We start from the raw sequence: 20,812 nt of genomic DNA, 5'->3' as shown, positions 1-20,812 counted from the left end.
AGCCTCTGCGTACAGGTGCTGCACACCCCGTGTCCGTGAGGACTTTAAGCCGTCGCATCCCGCTGTCGGGACGGGGCCGAGGGGCTCGACAACGCATCACTTTCGGTGATGGATTGCCATAGCGTAAGAATAGTATTCTTTTCATTACCGTCAAGATGCTTCAGGATCCCCTTGTGCATGGACTGCTCATCACTTTCGATGACCTGCAATGGTCCGCATTCCTCTACGGCTCCTTGGGTTGCTCAACCATATTGAATTTATCAAGCGGCGGCTGTTTATCAGTGCTGTCCATGATTACACATGTTGTGGAAAAGCCGCTGAAACTCTCGAACCCAGTACGCATATTCGCCTTCAAGATCATCAATCACAATTGTTCGTTCTCCGACCTTGAGTGTGACATGTCGGATGTCTGCCTGAAACAAATGTGCAGTTGCCCAACTCGCACGTTGCGCATCGATGGATCTGAGTTGCTCGGGATCTTGCTCGTGCCACGATCTGATGATACCCAGCTCCCGTGCCTCTCGGACCATGGCTGCATATTCCCATGCCCGATCAATCTTTGGCGGAAACAGTCCCTCGGCATCTCTGATACTCACCTTGCAGGTCGCATACTCTGTTCCATCGTAGATTTGTCCCATATTACCTAAAAATTTCGTATCAAGTTCATCAACGAGCCTGTCATGGAGAGCCTCCACTTGCCCGTGTAAATCACCAACAGTTTGTGCCTCACCCTGCAAATCAAAGATGACAGCATTCACCCCATGTCGAATAAGGTAAATCGCAGTATCGAGCGCCTCTCGCACTTCCATCTTTAGTTGTTCCTTATTCTGTACGCTCTGAATTATATCAAGCCTTGCTGCTAGTCTCTTTGCATTGAGGGCAAGAATTTCTTGGATGCTCGGGCGTGTTTCGTCTGTGATGTGACCTACTACTGTATCAAACCACTCTGTTCCATAGGATTCATCCAGAGTGAGAGCGTCGCGTATCAGCGCATTATCTTTTAAATCATCGGCCTCCTCTGTGCGTGAGGCATGTTCTGCACCGACAAGCCTAACTGTGCAGTGCTCGTACTTTGTGCCCTGGAAAGCCTCTTTCATGGGCAAAGAATAGGCAGAGATGTTGCATTTGTCAAAGACTATGCTATTAATACACTATATGGCAGAAGTACTTAGCGGTCAGGAATCGGCAGAACGAGGCACGGAGGCTTTTCGTAGAGGTGTAGAGATTCTCCGCTCCGCAGAGGAGTTCCTTTTCCGTTCTCGGGCACAATCAACGGGCGGAGAGCGGGCACTTGCAGATATGTGCCCCATCCCCGTCTATTTCGCTCTCTCGCTCACTGACATTGCTGACGCACTTTCTGATATTGCTCCTCTGTACGAGGAAGCGGGACTTTCGGAGCAAGCCAACAGAGCAGCCAAATATATTGAAGAGATGAACCCGTCACATCGCATATTCGGTCCCTATTTCAAGCAGTATGACTTCATGAGAATTGCAGCGGATGGCATTAAGAAAGCACGACGCGGCAAGACAGAGCAATTACCACTCCCGTACCGCTCCCTTCGAAAGGACAAGTACAAGGTGTGCGATAGCAGCTCACCAGAGATGGAAGGGCAAATTGTGAATGCTATTAAGGGCGGTCAGACAGAAGAAGCTATCCGCATTGCATCGGAGAGGGAGTGGCCTGATCTTCTGCGTTTCACGCATCAGCATATCGCTCTGCACCTGGCGAAGAATCGCCGATTTGAGGAGGCAATCATTGCAGCATTGCCGCTTAAAAAGGAGCGAGAACAGTGGTACGAAGAAACACTCCTTGAACTCATCCGTCAGGCAGTGACTGGCAAAGATCCACAAAAGTACCAAGCAGCAGAGCAGATCATCCAAGTGCTCGAAGATCTCATTCCCGAAAGCCTGGAGAACGGTCGCTATTGCTTGCCGCGCTACGCAAGCCAGCACCGAGACGATGCGATCTGGCATCTGACCCGCGCTAAGAGCGAGGAGCAGCAGACAGAAGAGGCAAAGATGTGGGCACGAAAGATCACTGCTTCTGGCCATCGCGCCGTGACGCTCGCAGAAGTATCCGCCGGTGAATTGCTGCAAAAGAAGGCCTATGAGCCGACCCTGGCAGAGGCATTGCAGGTGACGGACGATTCGGGACTTGCAAAGGAGGAACCGCTTTCATATGCCATCGCCAAAGCTGGGATCGCACGCTCTATGATTCGGGCAGGAAAGCTATATGTCGCTCAGCCTTTGAAGCTAGATCAGAACAAGATAGATCGGAGTACGATTGATGCAGTGCTCAACCCTGTAAGAGAGGCTCTTCTCCGCACTCTTCCTTCAGAAGGAGAGATTCAGTGAATAACCCTGCGCTACACCCTTCGGAATCGATGGTTCAATACATGCTACAATATAGAAGGGTTCTTGGCCTATTCGTATGAACGAAGTAGCATAGGCATTGAAATGGATCATAAGACTTCACGGCACTTTACATCATTGGGCCAGTAGCTTCCACCTTCGCCTCTGAGGCTTCGGTGGACAAGCAGTTGGGAACACCTTTATTTTCACAACATCGGGCCAGTAGCTCAGTTGGTTAGAGCTCCGGACTTATAAACCGGCGGTCGATGGTTCAACTCCATCCTGGCCCACCAACCTTCGCGCAGCGAAGGTTGCCGACCGTAGTCCCGACCTGTCCTCCGAAGCTTTAGCGTAGGAGGAAGGGCGGAGGTCGGCTTTTCATGCTCGTGAGTCGCTGCGGCTACCTGTCGGCCGTAGTCGCGAAGCGCGAAGGCTGACGGTTGGCAGGCCGTCCTTTATGATGCGCTGCATTCTACATTGTATTACCATGAACTCATGAAAACGGCTTCCAGCAAAGGTGAACTTCGGGAAACGAAGACTGACAGACATTCATTTTCCCAAGTGATAAGAGCACCTATATATATCGTATTAGATAGTTTGAAATCAGCGTACAACGTGGGATCAATTTTCCGGTTAGCTGATGCGCTACTCATCAACAAACTATATATCTGTGGAGATACAATCATACCGCCTAATCACAAACTCAGAACGACTTCGCGGGGAACTGAACGCTGGGTTCCCTGGGAATATCGCGAATCAGCAGTTGAAACGGTACGAGAACTCAAAAAGTCCGGCGTATTCATTCTGTGCGCTGAACTCACGGCGGAAAGCATCGACTACAAGAACATCCGTCCCACGTTTCCGGTTTGTCTCGTACTTGGACGTGAATATGACGGTGTGTCACCGGAAGTATTGGATGTAGCTGATTCCATTGTTTCCCTGCCGATATATGGCATGACCAATTCTTTAAATGTGGCTTCAACGGCTAGTGTGTTACTCTACGAACTTTCACACATGATGAAACGATAAACTCTCTCTGCTTTATTTGTCTCAAATGCTTCGCGATGGTCAGCTGTTGCTTCTTGGGAGATGCGGCTACTTGTCTGCCGAAGTCGCGATGTGCGAAGGCTGACGATTAGCAGGCACTCACCCCCTGCGCCTCATACCACCTGCCACCGCCGGTTGACGATGGCTGCATGGGGAAGAAGACGTTTTCCTTTCTCACTTCTTCTCTTCTGCCGATTGCTGCTTGACCTGGACGGTGAGCGGCTGCTGGACGGAACCCATGAGGATCTGCACCTGGAAGGTGCCGACGGCCTTGATGTGCTCCGGAATGGAGATGGACTCAGCGGAAACGTCGAGTTGATGCTGTTCCTTGAGCGCCTCCGCCACCTGTTCTTCGGTGATGGCCGCGTAGAGCTTGCCCGTCTTGCTTGCCTTCTTCACAAAGGTGACGGTCTTGCCCGCGACGGCCGCGGCTGCGTCTGTCTGGAACTGCTTCTCTCGTTCTTTCTCCTCTGCGCGCCTCTTGATCTGGTCCGCGTAGCGCCTGCGTACGGTGGGTGTGGCTACCAACGCCTTGCGATGCGGAAGCAGAAAGTTGAGGGCAAAGCCATCCCCCACGACCAGCAGGTCATTCTTTTTTCCAATGCCGTTCACATCCTCGAGAAGGAGAACTTCCATGTTGCCTGAGGGGAGAACTACTGCGGTGCTCATGAGGAAAAGAGCTGGTAAAGTGTACTGAACAACTTACCATGCGTCAACGGTTCAGGGCATACCCAAAAGAAAAATCTCAGGCCACGGCACGAACTCTTTCAGAATCCGTGATGACACTGATCACATTTTGTATACATATTCGCTTCTGCACCGACTTTTCATTTTGCGGCTGCAGAATGCGTAAAGAGGGATGGGACCCACGTGAAGAAGGAAAACCACCCCGTTCCGGGCTTGAAAACGCGTTCCTGGCGCACGTACCACTTGTGCAGCGTGAGGAATCGGTCGCTGTGGAGCGAGAGCGAACCCAGCTCCACCCCCAGGATGTTGCGGTGCTGCGCGAAGGAGTACCGGGGAGAGTAGAGGAAGACGGCAGGAACATCCTCGCTCAGCACCCGACGCAGCTCCGTGAGCGCCGTGTTGCGCTCCTTCTCATCCCGCGTGCGGCGCACACGCTCCAGCAGGGTATCCGCCTGGAATGACGCGTACTGGGAAAGGTTGTACGCATCCTGCCGCAAATCCTTGGGGTCGCCCGTGCTCTTCTGCACGCCGCTGCTGTGCCAGTAGGAGTAGCTGTCCAAATTGTCCAGGAGCGATTGCCCGAAGAGGAGGAGGTCGTACTCGCGCTTGAGGAGCTTGTCCTGGAACTCCTCCCTGGTCTTGGGGATATCCAGCGTCACTTTCACACCCAAGTCCGCCCAGGACCGCTGCAGGAATTCCGCCACTTTGCGGTACTCGGCGGGGGAGGGGCTCGTGAGGAGGTGGAGCGCCAACTGCTCGCCGCTGTCGTTGCGTCGGACGCTCACGTCATCGGAAGGCTTGCGCCTGCGCAGCATCTCCTTGTCCAGGACCATCTCCTGGATGGTCATCTTGCCGCCCTCGGGCGCCGTCCCGGCGCGCGTGGCGAGGAACGCCTTCAGCACGTCCTGTTCCGCCCGCGCCCGCGCGTACTCCGCCTCCGACCGCGCACGGTAGACGTACACGGAATCCAGCGTCTTCCCCTTGGCGTCCGTGAGGCGGATGACGTTCAGACCCAGCTTCAACGCACCGGTCCCGGAACGCAGCGTGGGGATGACGGTGATCCAGGCGCCACTGGCCGTGGGATGCGGGTGGATGGGTTGGCTGTTAATGCGGATGCTCCCCGGCGGAAGTTCCGCCATGGATCCCGAGAGGGTGAGCACGGCGCCCGTCCCCAAGTTGACCACGGAAGGCGCGTGCAGCACGCCCTGCCGGTTCACGTCCTCCTCCTCCAGCAGCCGCTGCAGGCGGATCTTCTCCGGCATGTTCCAGTTGCTCTCGAACAGCGCCCCCTGCGCCGCTGCGGGGTCAAAGTGGTAGCGCCAGTCGCCCATGTCGAGCTCAAGAAGGGGGGTATCCACAAGGACCGACTCGTGGATGTGTTCCGCAAGCGCAAGCTTGTCGGTCCCCAGCTGCAGGCCGAGGCGGAGGTTTCGGTCCTGCAGGCTCCCGCGGTCCAGGTTGAAGAACAGCGCCACGTACTGGGGGAGCGTGTACTGCCGCGCCACGTAGCGCCGCGGGATGATGGGCTGCCCGCGGTCATCCTTGGCCACCAGGCGCACGCCCTGCAGGTTGCGCAGGTCGGAGAGGAGGGAGGAGTAGTCCGGGAAGATGCGGAAGACGATGCGATCCAGGCGGTAGGACGGGGGAATGTCCCTCCGGAACCGTTCCAGTGTGATTTCCGTGGAGAGCTCCGTCTGGGTGATGGTCTTCAGTTTGTACGGCCCCGCCCCCACGGGCTTGTACCCGAAGTCGGACGTAAGGTCGAGCTTGGCGATGGGCACCCCCTCGAACGAGGCTTTGGGCAGCAGACCCAGCGTGAGGTTGCTGGCGAAGAAGCTGTACGGCTCGTCCAGGAGGAACTTCACCGTACGCTCATCCATCTTCTCGATCCGCACGCCGCGGAAGTTCTGCTGCAGCAGCATGTTGGGGAACGCCGGGTCCTGGAGGGTGGAGAATGTGAACACGACATCGTCCGCCGTCACGGGGTGCGGGTCCTTCTCCGTGGAATCGTGCCAGAAGACGTTGTCCTTGAGCCGCACCGTATAGGTCTTGCTGTCCGGGGAGACTTGGAGCAAGGCCAGGTCGTCTTCGATGCGGCGCGTCTGCGGGTTGTAGCGCAGGAGCCCGGAGAAGACGAGCGACACAATATCGCGGTTCACGTCGTTCTGGACGATGAACCATGGATTAAGCGGTTGCAGGTCCCCCACGGATCCTTCGATGTACGTCCCTCCCGTAGCCGGCATGATGACCGTATTCTCAACGTAGAACACGCGCAGCAAGCCCGCAAAACTCCCCACGAACAGTATCGTGAGCGCGAGGAGCGTCCAACGCTCCCACGTGGACATGGTGAGGAGAAGCCGCAGCAAGCGGTGCATGGTTGTCATTGTACCCATTGCGGGGGAGGGGACAAGGAAGGTCGCGTCCCGCTCACATCACGTACCACTCCACAATACTCAGCCCGAAGAACAAGACGCTGAGCCAGATGGACGCTTTGTAGATCACTCTCTCCGCCCCTCGCCGCTGCACGAATACGGCGCCGCTGCCGCCGAAGGTGGCGGTAAGCCCCGAGGCGCGGTGCTGGATGAGGATGGCGAGGGCAAGCAGGACGCCGATAGCCAGGTGGATGCCGATGAGGATGTTCGAGATGGAGAGGGTGGACATGCGTGTAGGATGGTAGCGGGATGATCGGGAGGATGCAACGGCGTTCATCCTGCGCTGCGCGAAGGTTGGTGGGCGGTACTGGGGTCGAACCAGTGACCTACTGGGTGTAAACCAGTCGCTCTGACCACTGAGCTAACCGCCCGTGTTCAGACTAGCATACCATCGCCAATCCCTGAATATCGTCAGGGGCTACTCAGCATGACAACGGCGGACGATAAGAGTGCTACTGGCCCAACGAGGAGAAGATGTCCTGCATGAGGGTGATGATGGTGCTGAAGTTCAAGTCGAAGGGGATGTCCAGAATGCGAGCCATCCAGGACACCGCGAAGAAGGCGATGAAGGTGACGAAGAGCCCGATGATGGCGTAGCGGATGGTGTGGACGGCTTTCTTGATCTTCTCCTCGTTCCCTGCGGAGAGGATAAAGTTGATACCGCCCAGAATGATGAAGACGAGCGAGAGGAGCGAGGCTACCACCAACGCCAATGCTATGAACGTAGCGAAAATCTCTAGCGGTGTGCCGTTCTGGAGGAGGTCGCGCAGCATGGGGGGAGGGGGTTAGGGGGGAGGAGGAGAAGTGCTCATGGTAATTATTCTTTCTGCGGCTCAAGGATTTTCAGGTTCACCCTCTGGGACGTTGCGCCTCCGATGATCCGCAGGAGCGTCCGCAGCGCCTTGACCGTTTGGCCGCTCTTGCCGATGAGCTTGCCCATGTCACGCTCGCTCACGCGGACGGTGAGGAGCACGCCCAAATCGTCGATCGTCGGTTCGATGGAGAGCTGGTCGCGATCTTCCACCAGCGACTCCAGGACGTACTTGAGGAAAGAGTAGCCGGGAGTGTTCTCGGGAGCATTCGTTGTCATTGCTGCTGAGGATACCTATCCCTTGCAACCCTGTCACGTGAATCCCGCACCCATGAGACGATAGGAACAACAAATACTGCCCGATCAGCACCAAGCCAAGACCGTACAACCTCTGACATGAGACATGGATGCGGGATACATTACGCTTGCGGGGCGGTCGCCGCCGGCGCCGCGGCCGGCGCGGGTGCGGCGGCAGCCTCCGGCTCCTTCTTGCTCTTCTTCTTGGTGTACGTGTGGATGAACTTGTCCATGTCCTTTAAGCCGGCCTTCCGCAGGAGGCGCGCTACGGTTTCACTGGGGATGGCGCCCTTCTGTATCCAGAAGAGGATCCGCTCGTCATTGTGCTCGAACACGGCGGGTTTGCGCGCGGGCAGATAATGGCCGAGGATTTCCTGCGCGCGCCCTTTCACAGGATCGCGCTTTTCCGCCACCACCAGACGGTAGGTGGGGATGTTCTCACGGCCGGTGCGTTGCAGACGAATTTTTAGCATGCGTCAAAGCCAAGGAAGTGTAAAGAAGGGAAAGAGTGAGTGCAAGCCTTCTTTTGGGTCAAGAGCCCCCTCTCCTGCTCGTGCGAATGACCCGGATTTCCCGTATGGGTGTTTCCGGGCACTCCCGGGAAAGGTAGGCCGTGAGCGCGGGTATTTGGAAGCGGCATTCCTGGAGCGCGATGCCGTTCCCGCATTCCACGGTGAGAACGGCATCGGAGAGTTCATGGACGGCAATGGCGTCCTTGAGCCGGGGAAGGGACTCCTTGAGCCACTTCTGCGACCGGTACGTCACCATGCTCGCCACGGCGTGCGCATGCAGCCCGCGCTTGCGCAGGACCTTGGGAAGGATGGATTTAAGGGAGTCCATGGGGAGAGGTGATGGTAGTGTAGAGCGTAGATGGAGAGTGTTGAACGGGTAATGACCAATGACCAACATCCAATGACCAAACTATTGGTCATTGGTACTTGGGATTTGGTCATTGTGCAAGGAACGAACTACGTATGACATCCAGCAGTACACGTCCTGTCTCTTCCGCCGCCGCCTCCCACGACAGCATCCGCGGCGGAAGAGCGGCCGGCGGGTTCCTCATCGCCTGCGTGAACGCATCCACCGTGTGGGGCAGGAGGACGGTTCCCTCCGGCGCCGCTTCCGGAATGGCTCCCGCGTTCGCGGCGATGACGGGGCAGCCGCATGCCGCCGCTTCGGCGACGGGCAAGCCGAACCCTTCGTAGCGCGTTGCGGTGACGAATGCGTCCGCCGCGGAATAGAGGGCGGGCAGGTGCTCGTCGGGGACGCCGGGCAGCACCATCACGCCCTCACGCACGCGTATCCTCCCGGCCTCCGGCCCCGCCAGGACGAGCACGAGGGAAGAAGGGGTGGGGGAGAGGCGCGCGAAGGCATCGAGGAGGAGGGGGACGTTCTTGTGCTCCTTCGCATTCCCGACATACAGGAAGAACGGCTTGCGGATGCCGTACCGTTTCAGCACGGCTTCCTGTTCTTCTTCCCCCCTCCGGTGGAACGCCCCGGCCACGCCTTCGCGGACCACGGCCGTCTTGTCCGCCACCTGTTCCCCGTACAACGAACGGAGTTCCCCCGCGGTGAACGCGCTCACGGCAATGATGCGGGAAGCGCGCCGAAGCGCCTGCGCGAAGAGGAAGCGGTAGGCGATGCGCCGGAGAGGCGATGCGCCGTTGGGGTAGCGGTGGAGGATGAGGTCGTGGACCGTGACGACGAAGGGGACGGGACAGCGGAGCGGCGCATTGAAGTGCGGGACGAAGAGGAGGTCCCCCCCCGCATTCCGGATCAACCGGGGGAGTTCCCACTGCTCGCGGAACGAGTAGTGCTTCGCCCGCGCGACAACCGTTTGGCAGGAGGAAAGGGACCGCGCCCACTGTTCCCCCTCCGGCAAGACGATGAGGACATACCGCATGGCCCCGTCTTTCCGCACGAGGTGCGAAACGATTTCGCGCGTATAGCGCCCGATCCCCACGGGGAGATGGGCGAAGCGGCAATCGATGATGACGCGCGGTGTGCTCTCCATGAAGAAAACTTGGCAACGGTTATATTGCTATAGTGTTCTCTTGTTTGCATGCATCCTACGGGCGTTCTCGCTTGCGAACACTACAGCAATATAAGACTATAACAATAGGGAACTTCTCATGCGCATTCAGGACCTCCTCCGGGAAACAGTACTCCACCGCAGCGACGCGGAAATTTTGCTCGCCGCGCTGTTCCAAAAAAACCGCACGTGGATCATGGCCCATCCGGAACGGGAAGTGACGGAAGCGGAACGGGAAACATGGGCGGCGTGGGAGCAACGGCGCTTGAAGCGCGAGCCCATCGTCTACATCATCGGAGAAAAGGAGTTCTACGCGCGGCCGTTCATCGTGGACAGGCGGGTTCTCGTCCCGCGTCCCGCGACGGAGGGCCTCGTTGACGTCGCACTGGCTTTCCTCCATGCCCCCACGGATGCCGTCGTCCCCACCGATGCCGGCATCGTGGCCGTGAGCCGCGTGTTCCGCGCAGGGGAAGTGACGACCGTGGTGGACGTGGGGACCGGCAGCGGCGCCATCGCCGTCACGCTTGCGCTGGAGCGCCCGGACTTGTCGGTCATCGCCACGGACATCAGCGAGAATGCGCTCGCGGTGGCACGCAAGAACGCCGACCGCCACGGTGTGGCCGGCCGCATCAGCTTCCGCCAAGGGTCGCTGCTCGACCCCGTCCGCGATCTCACCCGGCCCTTCCTGCTCGTCTCCAACCCCCCCTACGTACGGAGTGACCGGACGCTCCCCCGGGACATCACGGATTTTGAGCCGCACGCGGCCGTGTTCGCCGGACCGGACGGGATGGAGGTGATCCGGCCGCTCCTGAAGGCGGCCAAGGCGCATCCCGCTTGCAGCGGATTCGTCCTCGAGTGCGAGGCGGAACAGGCGCAAACACTGTAGGCCTTCATCCGTTCTTCCTTCGTCCCAAGTCCTCTGTTCCAAGGCCTTCCGCTCATGCTAAGGTAAATCCATGCAGAATCTCCTCCCCTCCCTCGGACGCGTCTGCGCCGTCATCGGCGCGCAGTGGGGCGATGAGGGAAAGGGGAAAGTGGTGGACATCCTGGCGGGGCGCTTCGACGTGATCGCGCGGGCCTGCGGCGGTGCGAATGCCGGCCACACGATCGTGGTCAACGGGAAGAAGCACGTGTTCCACCTGTTGCCGGCAGGCAGCCTGCACGAGGGGAAGCCGGTATTCTTGGGTTCCGGGATGGTGATCCACCTCCCCACGCTCCTGGAGGAAATCCGGACGCTGCGGGACGCGGACATCGACATCGTCCCCCGCTTGTTCCTCTCGGAGGAGGCACACGTGGTCTTCGAGTACCACAAGGACGTGGACGGCGTGATGGAGGAACGCCGCGCCAAGAAGTCCGGCGGGAAGATCGGGACCACGAAGCGCGGGATCGGACCCGCGTACGTGGAAAAAGCCGCGCGCACGGGCATGCGGCTGGGCGACGTGCTTGCCTTTTCCCGTTCCGCCGAAGCGCTGCGCAGCGACCTCCTGTGGCGGAAAGAGACGGCGGCACACATGTACGGCGTGGACGTGGACGTGGAGGAGGAAGCGAATAACCTCATGGAAGCCGCGAAGGTCATCGGCAAGGGCATACGCCCCGTCTCTTTCCTCCATGACCTCCTGGACCAAGGGAAGAGCGTGCTCATCGAAGGCGCGCAAGCGTCGCTCCTCGACATCGACCACGGCACCTACCCCTACGTGACGAGCAGCCAGACGACGGTGGCGGGCGCCCTCCACGGCCTCGGCTTGCCGCCCCGCGTCCTCACCTCCTGCATCGGCGTCGCCAAGGCGTACTGCACGCGCGTGGGGGAGGGTGCCTTCCCCACGGAAGCGCAAGGAACAACGGCCGACCGACTGCGGGAGAGGGGAGGGGAGTACGGCGCCACTACGGGCAGGCCGCGCCGCTGCGGGTGGCTCTCCCTTCCGGACCTCCGGCGCAGCGCGCGCCTGAACGGATTCACGCACTGGAACATCACGAAGCTCGACGTGCTGGACGAGGAAGAAACCATCCCCGTCGGAACGGAGGAGAAGGGAGGGAAAGCGCTCTTGGAGGAATTGCCGGGATGGAAGGCGTCCACGGTCGGTGTCACATCTTTCGATTCCCTGCCGCCGAACGCGCAAGCCTATGTCCGCTTCATCGAAAAGAATACCGGCATTCCCGCCTCACTCATCGGGACGGGCCCGGGGAGGGAGCAGATGATCATCCGATGAGGATGCCGACGTTGCCGACGATTCCGAAGAAAGCATCACTGCGATAAACCCCGGTAGTTCGGCATCCTCGGAATCCTCGGAATCATCGGTATCCTCAATCCGTCGGCACTTCCCCCCACTTCAATTTCTTCCTCAAGGTCGCGTAGAACGTATCCTGTTTCCGGCGCAGGAATTTGACGGTGCCGGGATGGCACGAGACGCGTACGCGGTCGTACCGCTGCAGGACGTTGAACACCTGCCCGTCGAGCGTGAGGCTCACTTCGATATCCCCGAACTTGTTCTCCTTGCTCAGCACTTCCACTTCCACTTCCTGGTCGCTGGGGATGACGATGGGCTTCTGCGTGAACGTGTGGGAATTGATGGGCGTGAGGATGGTGGCGGTGAGCCCGGGATGGACAATGGGACCGCCCGCGGCGAGGGAGTACGCCGTGGAACCGGTGGGGGTGGAGATGATGAGACCGTCGGCGCGGAACATGGTGAGGTCCTCCCCGTTCACCGATGCGCGCAGGTTCATGAGGCGCGCGATGCTCCCCTGCGAGATCACCGCCTCGTTGAGCACGTGGCTGCGCACGAACTCCTCCCCGTCCCGGTGGTACCCCGTTATGAGGAGGAGGCTGCGTTCCTCCAGCACCCCTTCCCCGTGCAGGAAGGGAGGGAGGTAGGCGGGGGCTTCCTCCACCGTCAATTCCGCCAGGAAGCCGATGGCGCCGCGGTTGACGCTGAGGATGGGGATGGAGAAGTCCTTCAGTTCCCGCACCGTGCGGAGGATGGTGCCGTCCCCCCCGATCACCACGATCAGGTCCAGCTCCTTCTCGTTCGCGAACGTGGGGACGCGGGCGGCGCTCGGCAACCCCTTCATCCGCTTGGCGTCGAAACACACCTCCGCGCCTTCCGCGCGCAAGATCTCCAGTACGGCGGACACAACCGCATCCCGATCCCCCAGATCGCTCTTCGCCGTAACGCCGACGCGCCGGTACTTCAGCATACGTCAATGATACCACACACGCCCCCCCGCCCGCGTTCAGAGCTTCCGGAGAACCTCGAGCAGCAAGTCCGCCGTTCTGCTCCAGCTGAACGTGTGCGATTGCACCAGCGCACGCTGGCGCAAGTCGAACCGCAGGCGGTCCTGCGTGAGGAGGAGCCGCAAGCCCTCCGTGATGGACGGGACGCTGCAGGGATCCACGTAGTGCGCCGCATTGCCGCACACTTCGCGCAGGCTCCCGTTGCCGGACGTGAGGATGGGGATCCCACGCTGGAGCGCATCGAGGAGCTGCATGCCGAACCCTTCGTACAGGGAGGGAAGGGCGAACAGGGTGCAGGATTGCAACAACTCCTCGTACTCCTTCTCCTGCACGTAATCCCTCCACTCCACGCCCGGAAGCTTGGATGCGGCTTCCAGTATGTCCGCATCCTTCCACCCCCTCCCCCCCACGAGCACGAGGCGGTACTGCTCCCGAAGGCCCTGGGGAAGCTGCGCGTAGGCGTCCACGAGCCGCTTCTGGTTCTTGCGCGGCGAGAGGGTGCCCACGCAGAGGATGGTCTTGCCGTCGGGGGTATTGGCGGGAGGGGTGGCGCGCATGGGACCCGCGTAGATACCGGTGACGCTGCGGGCATCCAGGGAGGGATACCGCTCCAGCAGGTCCCTCTTGGTGGCGGCGCTCACGGTGCAGAGGTGCGCCGCGCCCTTTACCGCCCTCCCCAGCGTCAGGCGCTCGATGAACGAGGCGCGCTTCTCGTGCGTCTTGTCCTTGAAGGCGATGATGTCGTGCACGACGGGAACGACGGGGAACGCGCCCTTGAGCAGGGCGGGGACGATGTAGCTCGTGGGGCTGAGGTAGACGTCCGCGTCCTTCACCGTGCGCAGCCGCCGCGCGGCGGCAAGGTGCCAGCGCCATCCCCGCACCCCGAACCGCACCACGCGTACGTTCTTCCCGCGGAAGACGGAGGGGAGGGGTGTGTCGGTGTAGGCGACGAGGGGGATGTTGCGTTGCACCAGTTCGCGCATGAGGCCATGGACCCACTGCCCCTTGCCGGTGCGTTTGGGCTTGCATGCCTCGCGGACGTCAATCGCTATGCGCATAGAAGTCTCCCTCCACGCTGGCGCAGAAGGAGGTGTCAATGATACCCTACCTCTATGCCTTCACGCATCCTACGCGGCTTCGTGAGCCTGGAAACGGAGGAGCAGATCCTCAACGGAGGGGCCCTGGTGGGCTGTATAGGCATGTTCCTGCCATGGATCAGCGGCGAGGGAGTGGACGGGGAACGCGAGGTTTTTACGGGTTTCGGCTTCTATACCTCCACCATGGGGTACCTCATCTTCCTGCTCCTCCTGGTGCTGCTCATCGTTTCCATCGTCCCCCTGCTGGGCGGCCCGGTGCTCATCCGGCGGCGCCACCGCGAGATCGTCCGCTTGTGCCTTGCGGGCGCCGCCACCCTCCTCATCATCGCCGCGCTCTCCGTACTCATGAACGTCACCTTCGAATTCACCCGCATGGAGATCCGCTTCGGCGTCTACGTGACGCTCATCGGGTGCCTCGTCTCCCTCCTCTACGCGTTCCTGCGCCTCCAGGAACAGCGGAAAGCGCAGGCGGAGGAGCTCTTCCACCATCCCGAAGACAAGCCGACCCGGGGCGAGAAATCCGAATTGTTCGTCGCCCCTCCGCCCCCTCCTCCTCCCCCGCCCCCCGCGCCGGAGGAACACAGGATGTACCCGTGACGAAGTACCAATGACCAATGACCAAGGACCAAGGTCCAATGCCTTTGTACCTTCAGTTTCTTTGTTCATTGGTACTTGGGATTTTGTGCTCCCATTTTGGTCATTGGTGCTTGGGATTTGGTCCTTCCCCCAGTACTATAGTGCCGTATGGATGAACCTTCCGTTCCAACAGCCTACAAGGACGAAGACCTCGTCTACGTGGATCCCGACACCCGCACGGTCGTCGGCCTCTTGGAATGGAGCCGTGCGGGCAACCCCAAACCCAAACTCATGCCGGAGGGGGAAACGGAACAGAAGCGGAAGGGGCCGCGGCGCAAGCGGTACTACCCGTGGGGCACCTACAAATCCATGAAGCGCGTGTACCAGCTGGAGGGAAAGCTCAAGAAGACGGAGGGAAACATGCCGCTCGATGACGCGATGCAGCGCGCGGCGAAGGAGGCGTTTTGGGACTGAAGATGCCGAGGGTGAAGGAGTACCGGCGTGAACGTTACCGCACATTGATCCTCATATTCTTCGAAATCGTCGGAATCCTCGGAATCTTCTCATCGTTGTTTCCCTAATACCCTGCACACGCGTTCGACCTCGTCCTTCGACCCGATGATGATGGGCGTGCGCTGGTCGGTTTCCCGTATGCGGACATCGAGGATGGGGTCCGTGCCGTTCGATGACGCCCCTCCCGCCTGCTCCATGAGGTACGAGAACGGCCCGCACTCGAAGGTGAGTCGCAGTTTTCCCTCGGGATACTGCGACCCCCCGATGTTCGCGAAGACGCCCTGCCCCTTGCTGATGATGTGGTGGACGTCGGCCACCATGCAGCCGGAGTAGCGCAGCGTGAGCTTCTCATCCAACCACAGGTTCATCATCTCGCGGTAGGCGGGCGTGTCCGTCACGGCGCGCAGGTTGCCGGGGCTGTAGTTCTTCGCTTTGTCCGCCACCCCCAGATTCTCCCGCAGGAGAATGAATTCCCCCACGTCATTGAGGATGAATTCATGCACGCCCTGGCCGATGGAGTAGACGAGGATTGTGCGGGGCCCGTAGAGGACGTAGAGAGCGCCCACCTGTTCCCGCGGCTTGCGGTTGATGATCTCCTTGCCGCCGTAGATGCCGAAGATGGAACCGATGGCGAAGTTGGCATCCACGAGCGAAGAGCCGTCGAGCGGGTCGTAGACCACGGAGTAGGGGGCATGGGGATCCAGTTCAATGACGTTCTCCATCTCCTCCGAGGAGAAGCTCGCCACCATCTGGTTCTCGCACAGGTGCTGCCGGATAATCTCGTCGCTCAGCACGTCCAGCTTCACCTGCTCCTCCCCGAACTGGTTCTGGGTGCCCGCGAGCCCCGCTTCCGTGGTGCGGATGGCGTAGTGGATGTACTTCGTTGCGCGGGAGATGTCGTTGATGAGGTGGCGAAGGAGTTCGGGCGCCTTGGCGCGGAAGAGGTGGGCGTTGAGCGAGATCCTCTCCGGAATGGGGCAGTAGGGCGTGGAGGGCATGGGAAGAGCATAGCATGGAGCTTTCCACTGCAAAATATCGTCTGGAGAGAGGATTCCGACGTTGCCGACGATTCCGACGAAGAGAACCTATCAAACGTGCTGCGTCTATCGAAGACCATCCTCGGAATCGTCGGAATCCTCGGAATCATCGCAGCAGTTTCCCCACTTCCATCGCCAGCTCCGTCACCCGCATCGCATAGCCCCACTCGTTGTCGTACCACGCAAGGAGCTGAACCAGCGTGCCTTCCACCACATTCGTGGACTCCAGGTCCACGGTGGAGGAATGGGGGTCGGAGACGTAATCCGACGACACGAGCAAGCCTTCCTCCACGCCCAAGATGCCGTTCAGCTCCCCCTCGGCGGCTTCGCGCAGGTAGCCGTTGACCTGTGCGGCCGTCGTTCCTTTGGCGACCTCCAGCACGAGGTACGAGGCGGAGACATCCGGCACCGGGATACGCAGAGCCATGCCATCCAGCTTTCCCGCCAGGTGGGGGAACACCTTGCCCACTGCTTTCGCGGCACCGGTGGTGGATGGGATGATGTTGAGCGCCGCGGCGCGCGCGATGCGCAGCTTTGAGCTGTCGGAGGAATTGTCGAGGAGGTTCTGCGAAGAGGTGTACGCGTGCGTCGTGCACATGAGGCCGCGCTTGATGCCGAGCCGTTCGTCCAGCACTTTGACCACCGGCGCGATGCAGTTGGTGGTGCAGGATGCCGCGCTCACGATGGGCAACGCCCCTTCCAAGGCGGCATCATTCACGCCGCGGACGATCATCACGGTATCGTCCTTGGGCGGGGCGGTGATGATGACGGCGCGCGCGCCGGCCTCCAGGTGCCCCTGCGCCTTGTCCTTCGTGCGGAACTTTCCGGTCGCTTCCACGACCAGATCCACCTTGAGTTCCTTCCAAGGGCATCGGGAGGGATCGCGCTCCTTCACCACGCGCACCGCCTTCCCCTCCACCACAAGGTTGTCGCCGTCCGCTTCCACCTTTCTGCCGAAGCGGCCGTGGAGGGAATCGTACTTGAGGAGGTACGTCCGCATGGCGGCATCGCTCGACGCATTCACGGCCACGACCTCGACTTCATCCGCAAACCGTTCCACTAACTGCCGATGCACAACCCGGCCGATCCGTCCGTATCCGTTGATGGCTATTTTGAGCATGCTTGGATTCTATCATACCAAGCTTGATCCTGAGGAAATGACATTCGTCATTTTACATTCTTCATTCTACATTCTTCATTAGCCGAATATCCCCACCACGATGCCGAAAAATGCGAGGAACGCCCCGATGATCCACATGCGCATTGTGACCTTGCTCTCCCCCCAACCCAGCGCCTCGAAGTGGTGATGGATGGGCGCCGCAAGGAACACTTTCTTGCCGCCACGCAGCTTCTTGCTCGCGAGCTGGATGATAACGGAGAGCATTTCGATGACGAAGATGAAGCCGATGAACGGCAGCACAAGCACTTGGTCAAGCATCATGGCGATCACGCCCAATGCGCCCCCCAAAGCGAGCGCCCCCGTATCCCCCATGAAGAACAGCGCCGGCGGGACATTGTGCCACAGGAACGCCGCAATGGCCCCCGCCGTCACGGCGCAGAAGCCCGCCAGGACGAACAGCCCTTCGACGTACGCCAGCACCCCGAAGGCGCCGAAGGCGATGACGAGGAGCCCCCCCGCCAGACCGTCCAGGCCGTCCGTGAAGTTCACGGCATTGGCGGTACCCACGATGATGAACATGAAGATGGGGATGTACCACCAGCCCACCCCCACGTCCCCGAGAAACGGCACGTGGATCTGGTTGTAGTCCAGCTTGAAGTAGAACCATAGCGCGCCGATGCCGCTGATGAGGAGAAGGGAAGCGATCTTGGGCAGCACGTCCAGCCCGCGCTTCTTTCCCACGCCCGTGATGTTGAGGTAGTCATCCACTCCTCCGAGGATCCCCAGCGCAATGAGCACGAAGAGCGGCAGGTACACCTGGCCGCGCTGGAGGAGGGAATTGGGTACCGCTCCCGTGAAGGAGAGGAAGCGGGAGAACAACACCGTGAGGATGATGGCCCCCCAGATGAGGATACCGCCCATGGTGGGCGTTCCCTGCTTCTTCTCGTGGTAGGTGCGGAAGATGGCGGGATCCCGGCCGTCCATGGTTTCCACGCGCAGCTGCTTCCCCATGCGGTTCCTCTTGAGGAAACTGACGAAGGAAGGCGTGAGCGAAAGGCCGATGATGAAAGCGAACGCGGCGTAACCGAGAAGGGCCGCGACCGAAAGCTCCGGTCGGACAGGGAGGTCAAGAGGCATGGGAAAAGCGTACCCGTGGAGTGGGATTGCGTGAAGGGATGTTTAGGAATGATGCCGAGGATTCCGACCCTTCGGCCTCGAGCTCAAGGCCGAGAGGAGAGCCCGAAGATTGTCAGGATCCAAATCTGCGTTTGCAGAAGCATTTCATCCTTGGAATCGTCGGCATCCTCGGCATCCTGCGACGGTCATTCATCAGTAGTATCCCGCGCGGAACTATGTGCTTTATCCACATCATAGAACCGCATCTGCTCCTTCTTGAACATCAGCTCCACGCGGCCGGTGGGCCCGTTGCGGTGCTTGCGGATGTAGATGTCCGTCATGCCGGGACGGGAGCTGTCTTCCTCGTAGTAGTCCTCGCGGTACATCATGAGCACCACGTCGGCATCCTGCTCGATGGAGCCGGAATCGCGGAGGTCGGAGAGCTGGGGGATGTTGCCGGGACGCGTTTCCACGGCGCGGGAGAGCTGGGAGAGGGCGAGGACCGGCACATGGATCTCGCGCCCGATCTGCTTGAGGGCGCGGGATATCTCCGAAATTTCCTGCACGCGGTTGCCGGCGTAGCTCGCGTTGCCCGTGCTCATGAGCTGCAAATAGTCGATGATGAGCAGGTCCAGCCCGTGCTCCATCTGCAGGCGCCGCGCCTTGGCGCGCAGTTCCGGCAGGGAGGAGGCGACGGAGTCATCGATGAAGATGTTCGCCTTGTTCAACTCGTCCATGATGGGCCCCATGTTCTGGAAGTCGCTGTCATCCAGCTTGCCGCGCTGGAGCTTCCAGGAATCCACGCCGAGCATGGAGGCGAAGAGACGGTCCACGAGCTGCTCCTTGCTCATTTCCAAGGAGAAGATGCCCACGGTCTTGTGCCCGCGTATGGCGGCGTTCATGGCGATATTGAGCGCCAAACTCGTCTTCCCCATACTGGGGCGCGCGGCGAGGACGATGAGATCTGAGGGCTGGAAGCCGGAGAGCTTGTAATCCAGGGCGTGGAAGCCGGTGGGGACGCCTTTGACGTGCTCGTCATCCTTCGCCTCGTGCAGTTCCGCGAACTTCTCGTAGCGCATGCCCAGCACTTCCCGGATGTGCATGAACTTCTCCTTGAGGAACGTGTTGGTGATGGCGAAGACCGTCCTCTCCACCTCGTCGAGGAGATCCGCCACCGGTCGTTCCACATCGAACCCCAACCCCGAAATCTTCTGCCCGGCTTCTATGATGCGCCGGTGCACCGCTTTGGTTTTGACGATTTGGGCGTACTGGTAGACGTGCGAGGAGGTGGGCACCGCGGAAGCCATCTCCGCCAAGAAGGCGCTCCCGCCGATATCCTGGACCTTCTTGACGTCCGACAGCTTGCTCGTGACCGTGATGAAATCGATGGGCTCGTGCTGCTGGAACAGGTCCGCAATGGCCTTGTAGATGAGGCGGTGGACGGGATCGTAAAAATCGTCCGGAACCAGGAGGTCGCTTACTTTCACAATGGCCTCCGGGTCCAGCAGCAGCGCCCCCAGCACCGTCCGCTCCGCTTCCAGGGAATGCGGCTGCGCTTCGATGGGCGTTACCGTTCGTGCCGCGGCGGGAGGGGCGGTGAGCGTCTGTACCATATCCGGTTCGGGAGGGGAGGGGGTTCATTGTAGGGTCGCCTCCGGCGCGGGCAATGAACTCTTCTGGCGTATGGAAGCGTTTCCTTCTCTGGTGCGTGGGGGGATTGTGGATAGTCCGTGGAAAGGAAACCAAGGAAACCGAAGAAACCAAGGAATTCTTGCTCTTGCCTGTTGCCTTTCTTGGTTGTCTTATTATCTTTGGCCGTTCTTCACACTCGGTGCTCACGCGCATACCGCAGAAGCGCATACGCCGTAGCGAGGTGCGCAAACTCATCGGAGAGGACTTTCTGCAGTGCGTCGTCGAGCGGCATCTCGTGAACTTCGATGAGCTCGTTCTTGTCTTGAGGTAGCGGATCTTTGACGAGTTTCCGGGCAGTGTAGATGTAATTCCTGGATTCCAAGTTATCGGTGTGGCGCGCCAAGCAGTAGAACACCAATTCTTCCGACCGGAATCCGGACTCTTCCTGCAATTCACGCTGGGCAGCCGCCAGCGGATCCGTTTCCTTATTTACTTTGCCGCTGGGAATCAGCCAGAGGTACTTGCCGTAGAACGGGCGGAATTCCCTGAGCATGAGAACGGTCGTTGCCGTGGGAAATGCAAGAATATGCACCACGTCCGGCCTGTGCCCCCTTCCCGCCTCCTTCACCCGTCCGTCCGGCAACGGCGCGGAATCCAAGGTGATCTTCCATCCGTGGCCGGAGAAGAGCTCTTGAGACGAAAGGAGAGTATTCATGATTCAAGAATACGCTTTCACGAAGTCATTGAATAACCGTCCGAAGGCGCGGGCCCCGCTCCATTCAATTTCAATGGGAACAATACACCGGCCTGGGAGAGAACGCACAACAGCCCGCC

The 20,812-nt window shown here is 59.8% G+C and carries 22 protein-coding genes and 2 tRNA genes; 7 read left to right on the top strand and 17 right to left on the bottom strand.

Annotated elements, in window-relative coordinates:
- Nucleotides 1–278: 278 nt before the first annotated feature.
- Nucleotides 279–1,097 carry a hypothetical protein gene (locus WC698_01865; protein MFA6038990.1) on the bottom strand — a complete coding sequence of 273 codons (819 nt, stop codon included), beginning with the start codon at nucleotides 1,095–1,097 and terminating at the stop codon, nucleotides 279–281.
- A gap of 58 nt (nucleotides 1,098–1,155) precedes the next feature.
- Here WC698_01865 and WC698_01860 point away from each other — a divergent pair, with 58 nt between their 5' ends.
- The 3 genes from WC698_01860 to WC698_01850 all read left to right on the top strand — a co-directional run bounded on the left by WC698_01860 (nucleotide 1,156) and on the right by WC698_01850 (nucleotide 3,381).
- Nucleotides 1,156–2,355, top strand: coding sequence for a hypothetical protein (locus WC698_01860; GenBank protein MFA6038989.1), 1,200 nt, complete (start codon nucleotides 1,156–1,158; stop codon nucleotides 2,353–2,355).
- A gap of 213 nt (nucleotides 2,356–2,568) precedes the next feature.
- Nucleotides 2,569–2,645: transfer RNA gene (locus WC698_01855), tRNA-Ile, on the top strand.
- Between the two features lie 202 nt (nucleotides 2,646–2,847).
- The gene (locus WC698_01850; protein ID MFA6038988.1) at nucleotides 2,848–3,381 is read left to right on the top strand and encodes an RNA methyltransferase; all 534 of its coding nucleotides are present in this window, start codon (nucleotides 2,848–2,850) and stop codon (nucleotides 3,379–3,381) included.
- A gap of 192 nt (nucleotides 3,382–3,573) precedes the next feature.
- Here WC698_01850 and rplI read toward each other — a convergent pair whose 3' ends face one another.
- From rplI to WC698_01805, 9 genes are all read right to left on the bottom strand, one after another.
- Nucleotides 3,574–4,035 (bottom strand): 50S ribosomal protein L9, encoded by a 462-nt coding sequence (gene rplI, locus WC698_01845; GenBank protein ID MFA6038987.1) that lies wholly within the window; start codon nucleotides 4,033–4,035, stop codon nucleotides 3,574–3,576.
- Between the two features lie 191 nt (nucleotides 4,036–4,226).
- Nucleotides 4,227–6,461: an ABC transporter substrate-binding protein gene (locus tag WC698_01840; GenBank protein ID MFA6038986.1), complete on the bottom strand. Its 2,235-nt coding sequence runs from the start codon at nucleotides 6,459–6,461 to the stop codon at nucleotides 4,227–4,229.
- A 52-nt stretch (nucleotides 6,462–6,513) separates the two neighbouring features.
- A complete protein-coding gene (gene secG, locus WC698_01835; protein ID MFA6038985.1) occupies nucleotides 6,514–6,747 on the bottom strand; it encodes a preprotein translocase subunit SecG in 234 nt (77 codons plus the stop codon).
- 66 nt (nucleotides 6,748–6,813) lie between these two features.
- Nucleotides 6,814–6,889 (bottom strand) — tRNA-Val (locus WC698_01830).
- Between the two features lie 81 nt (nucleotides 6,890–6,970).
- Complete coding sequence (locus WC698_01825; GenBank protein ID MFA6038984.1) at nucleotides 6,971–7,291, bottom strand: hypothetical protein; 321 nt, start codon at nucleotides 7,289–7,291, stop codon at nucleotides 6,971–6,973.
- A 44-nt stretch (nucleotides 7,292–7,335) separates the two neighbouring features.
- Nucleotides 7,336–7,608 (bottom strand): KH domain-containing protein, encoded by a 273-nt coding sequence (locus tag WC698_01820; GenBank protein MFA6038983.1) that lies wholly within the window; start codon nucleotides 7,606–7,608, stop codon nucleotides 7,336–7,338.
- 140 nt (nucleotides 7,609–7,748) lie between these two features.
- The gene (gene rpsP / locus WC698_01815) at nucleotides 7,749–8,099 is read right to left on the bottom strand and encodes a 30S ribosomal protein S16 (GenBank protein MFA6038982.1); all 351 of its coding nucleotides are present in this window, start codon (nucleotides 8,097–8,099) and stop codon (nucleotides 7,749–7,751) included.
- A gap of 58 nt (nucleotides 8,100–8,157) precedes the next feature.
- Nucleotides 8,158–8,466 (bottom strand): DciA family protein, encoded by a 309-nt coding sequence (locus tag WC698_01810; GenBank protein MFA6038981.1) that lies wholly within the window; start codon nucleotides 8,464–8,466, stop codon nucleotides 8,158–8,160.
- A 109-nt stretch (nucleotides 8,467–8,575) separates the two neighbouring features.
- On the bottom strand, nucleotides 8,576–9,640 hold the full coding sequence (locus tag WC698_01805) for a glycosyltransferase family 1 protein (GenBank protein MFA6038980.1): 1,065 nt from the start codon (nucleotides 9,638–9,640) through the stop codon (nucleotides 8,576–8,578).
- 118 nt (nucleotides 9,641–9,758) lie between these two features.
- Between WC698_01805 and prmC the strand changes: the two genes are divergently transcribed.
- Both prmC and WC698_01795 read left to right on the top strand, forming a co-directional pair.
- Complete coding sequence (gene prmC, locus WC698_01800; GenBank protein MFA6038979.1) at nucleotides 9,759–10,544, top strand: peptide chain release factor N(5)-glutamine methyltransferase; 786 nt, start codon at nucleotides 9,759–9,761, stop codon at nucleotides 10,542–10,544.
- 70 nt (nucleotides 10,545–10,614) lie between these two features.
- Nucleotides 10,615–11,865 (top strand): adenylosuccinate synthase, encoded by a 1,251-nt coding sequence (locus WC698_01795; GenBank protein ID MFA6038978.1) that lies wholly within the window; start codon nucleotides 10,615–10,617, stop codon nucleotides 11,863–11,865.
- Nucleotides 11,866–11,959: 94 nt separating this feature from the next.
- Here the strand turns inward: WC698_01795 and WC698_01790 are convergent, their stop codons facing one another.
- Entirely contained in the window at nucleotides 11,960–12,850 is an 891-nt protein-coding gene (locus tag WC698_01790; GenBank protein ID MFA6038977.1) for an NAD(+)/NADH kinase, read from the bottom strand.
- A gap of 36 nt (nucleotides 12,851–12,886) precedes the next feature.
- Nucleotides 12,887–13,945: a glycosyltransferase family 1 protein gene (locus WC698_01785; GenBank protein ID MFA6038976.1), complete on the bottom strand. Its 1,059-nt coding sequence runs from the start codon at nucleotides 13,943–13,945 to the stop codon at nucleotides 12,887–12,889.
- 54 nt (nucleotides 13,946–13,999) lie between these two features.
- Between WC698_01785 and WC698_01780 the strand changes: the two genes are divergently transcribed.
- Together WC698_01780 and WC698_01775 are read left to right on the top strand one after the other, a co-directional pair.
- Nucleotides 14,000–14,581, top strand: a complete 582-nt coding sequence (locus WC698_01780; protein MFA6038975.1) for a hypothetical protein — start codon at nucleotides 14,000–14,002, stop codon at nucleotides 14,579–14,581.
- Between the two features lie 147 nt (nucleotides 14,582–14,728).
- On the top strand, nucleotides 14,729–15,034 hold the full coding sequence (locus WC698_01775) for a hypothetical protein (GenBank protein MFA6038974.1): 306 nt from the start codon (nucleotides 14,729–14,731) through the stop codon (nucleotides 15,032–15,034).
- 89 nt (nucleotides 15,035–15,123) lie between these two features.
- Here WC698_01775 and WC698_01770 read toward each other — a convergent pair whose 3' ends face one another.
- The 5 genes from WC698_01770 to WC698_01750 all read right to left on the bottom strand — a co-directional run bounded on the left by WC698_01770 (nucleotide 15,124) and on the right by WC698_01750 (nucleotide 20,693).
- The gene (locus WC698_01770; protein ID MFA6038973.1) at nucleotides 15,124–16,071 is read right to left on the bottom strand and encodes a class 1 fructose-bisphosphatase; all 948 of its coding nucleotides are present in this window, start codon (nucleotides 16,069–16,071) and stop codon (nucleotides 15,124–15,126) included.
- A gap of 145 nt (nucleotides 16,072–16,216) precedes the next feature.
- Nucleotides 16,217–17,230 carry a type I glyceraldehyde-3-phosphate dehydrogenase gene (gene gap / locus WC698_01765; protein MFA6038972.1) on the bottom strand — a complete coding sequence of 338 codons (1,014 nt, stop codon included), beginning with the start codon at nucleotides 17,228–17,230 and terminating at the stop codon, nucleotides 16,217–16,219.
- Nucleotides 17,231–17,308: 78 nt separating this feature from the next.
- Nucleotides 17,309–18,367 (bottom strand): phospho-N-acetylmuramoyl-pentapeptide-transferase, encoded by a 1,059-nt coding sequence (gene mraY, locus WC698_01760; GenBank protein ID MFA6038971.1) that lies wholly within the window; start codon nucleotides 18,365–18,367, stop codon nucleotides 17,309–17,311.
- Nucleotides 18,368–18,552: 185 nt separating this feature from the next.
- On the bottom strand, nucleotides 18,553–19,959 hold the full coding sequence (dnaB, locus tag WC698_01755) for a replicative DNA helicase (GenBank protein MFA6038970.1): 1,407 nt from the start codon (nucleotides 19,957–19,959) through the stop codon (nucleotides 18,553–18,555).
- Between the two features lie 209 nt (nucleotides 19,960–20,168).
- A complete protein-coding gene (locus tag WC698_01750) occupies nucleotides 20,169–20,693 on the bottom strand; it encodes an NUDIX hydrolase (protein MFA6038969.1) in 525 nt (174 codons plus the stop codon).
- Nucleotides 20,694–20,812 lie beyond the last annotated feature (119 nt).

Source organism: Candidatus Peribacteraceae bacterium, assembly GCA_041661065.1.
In the GTDB taxonomy this organism is placed as follows: Bacteria; Patescibacteriota; Gracilibacteria; order Peribacterales; family Peribacteraceae; genus CAIKAD01.
This window is presented reverse-complemented; position numbering and strand designations above follow the sequence as displayed.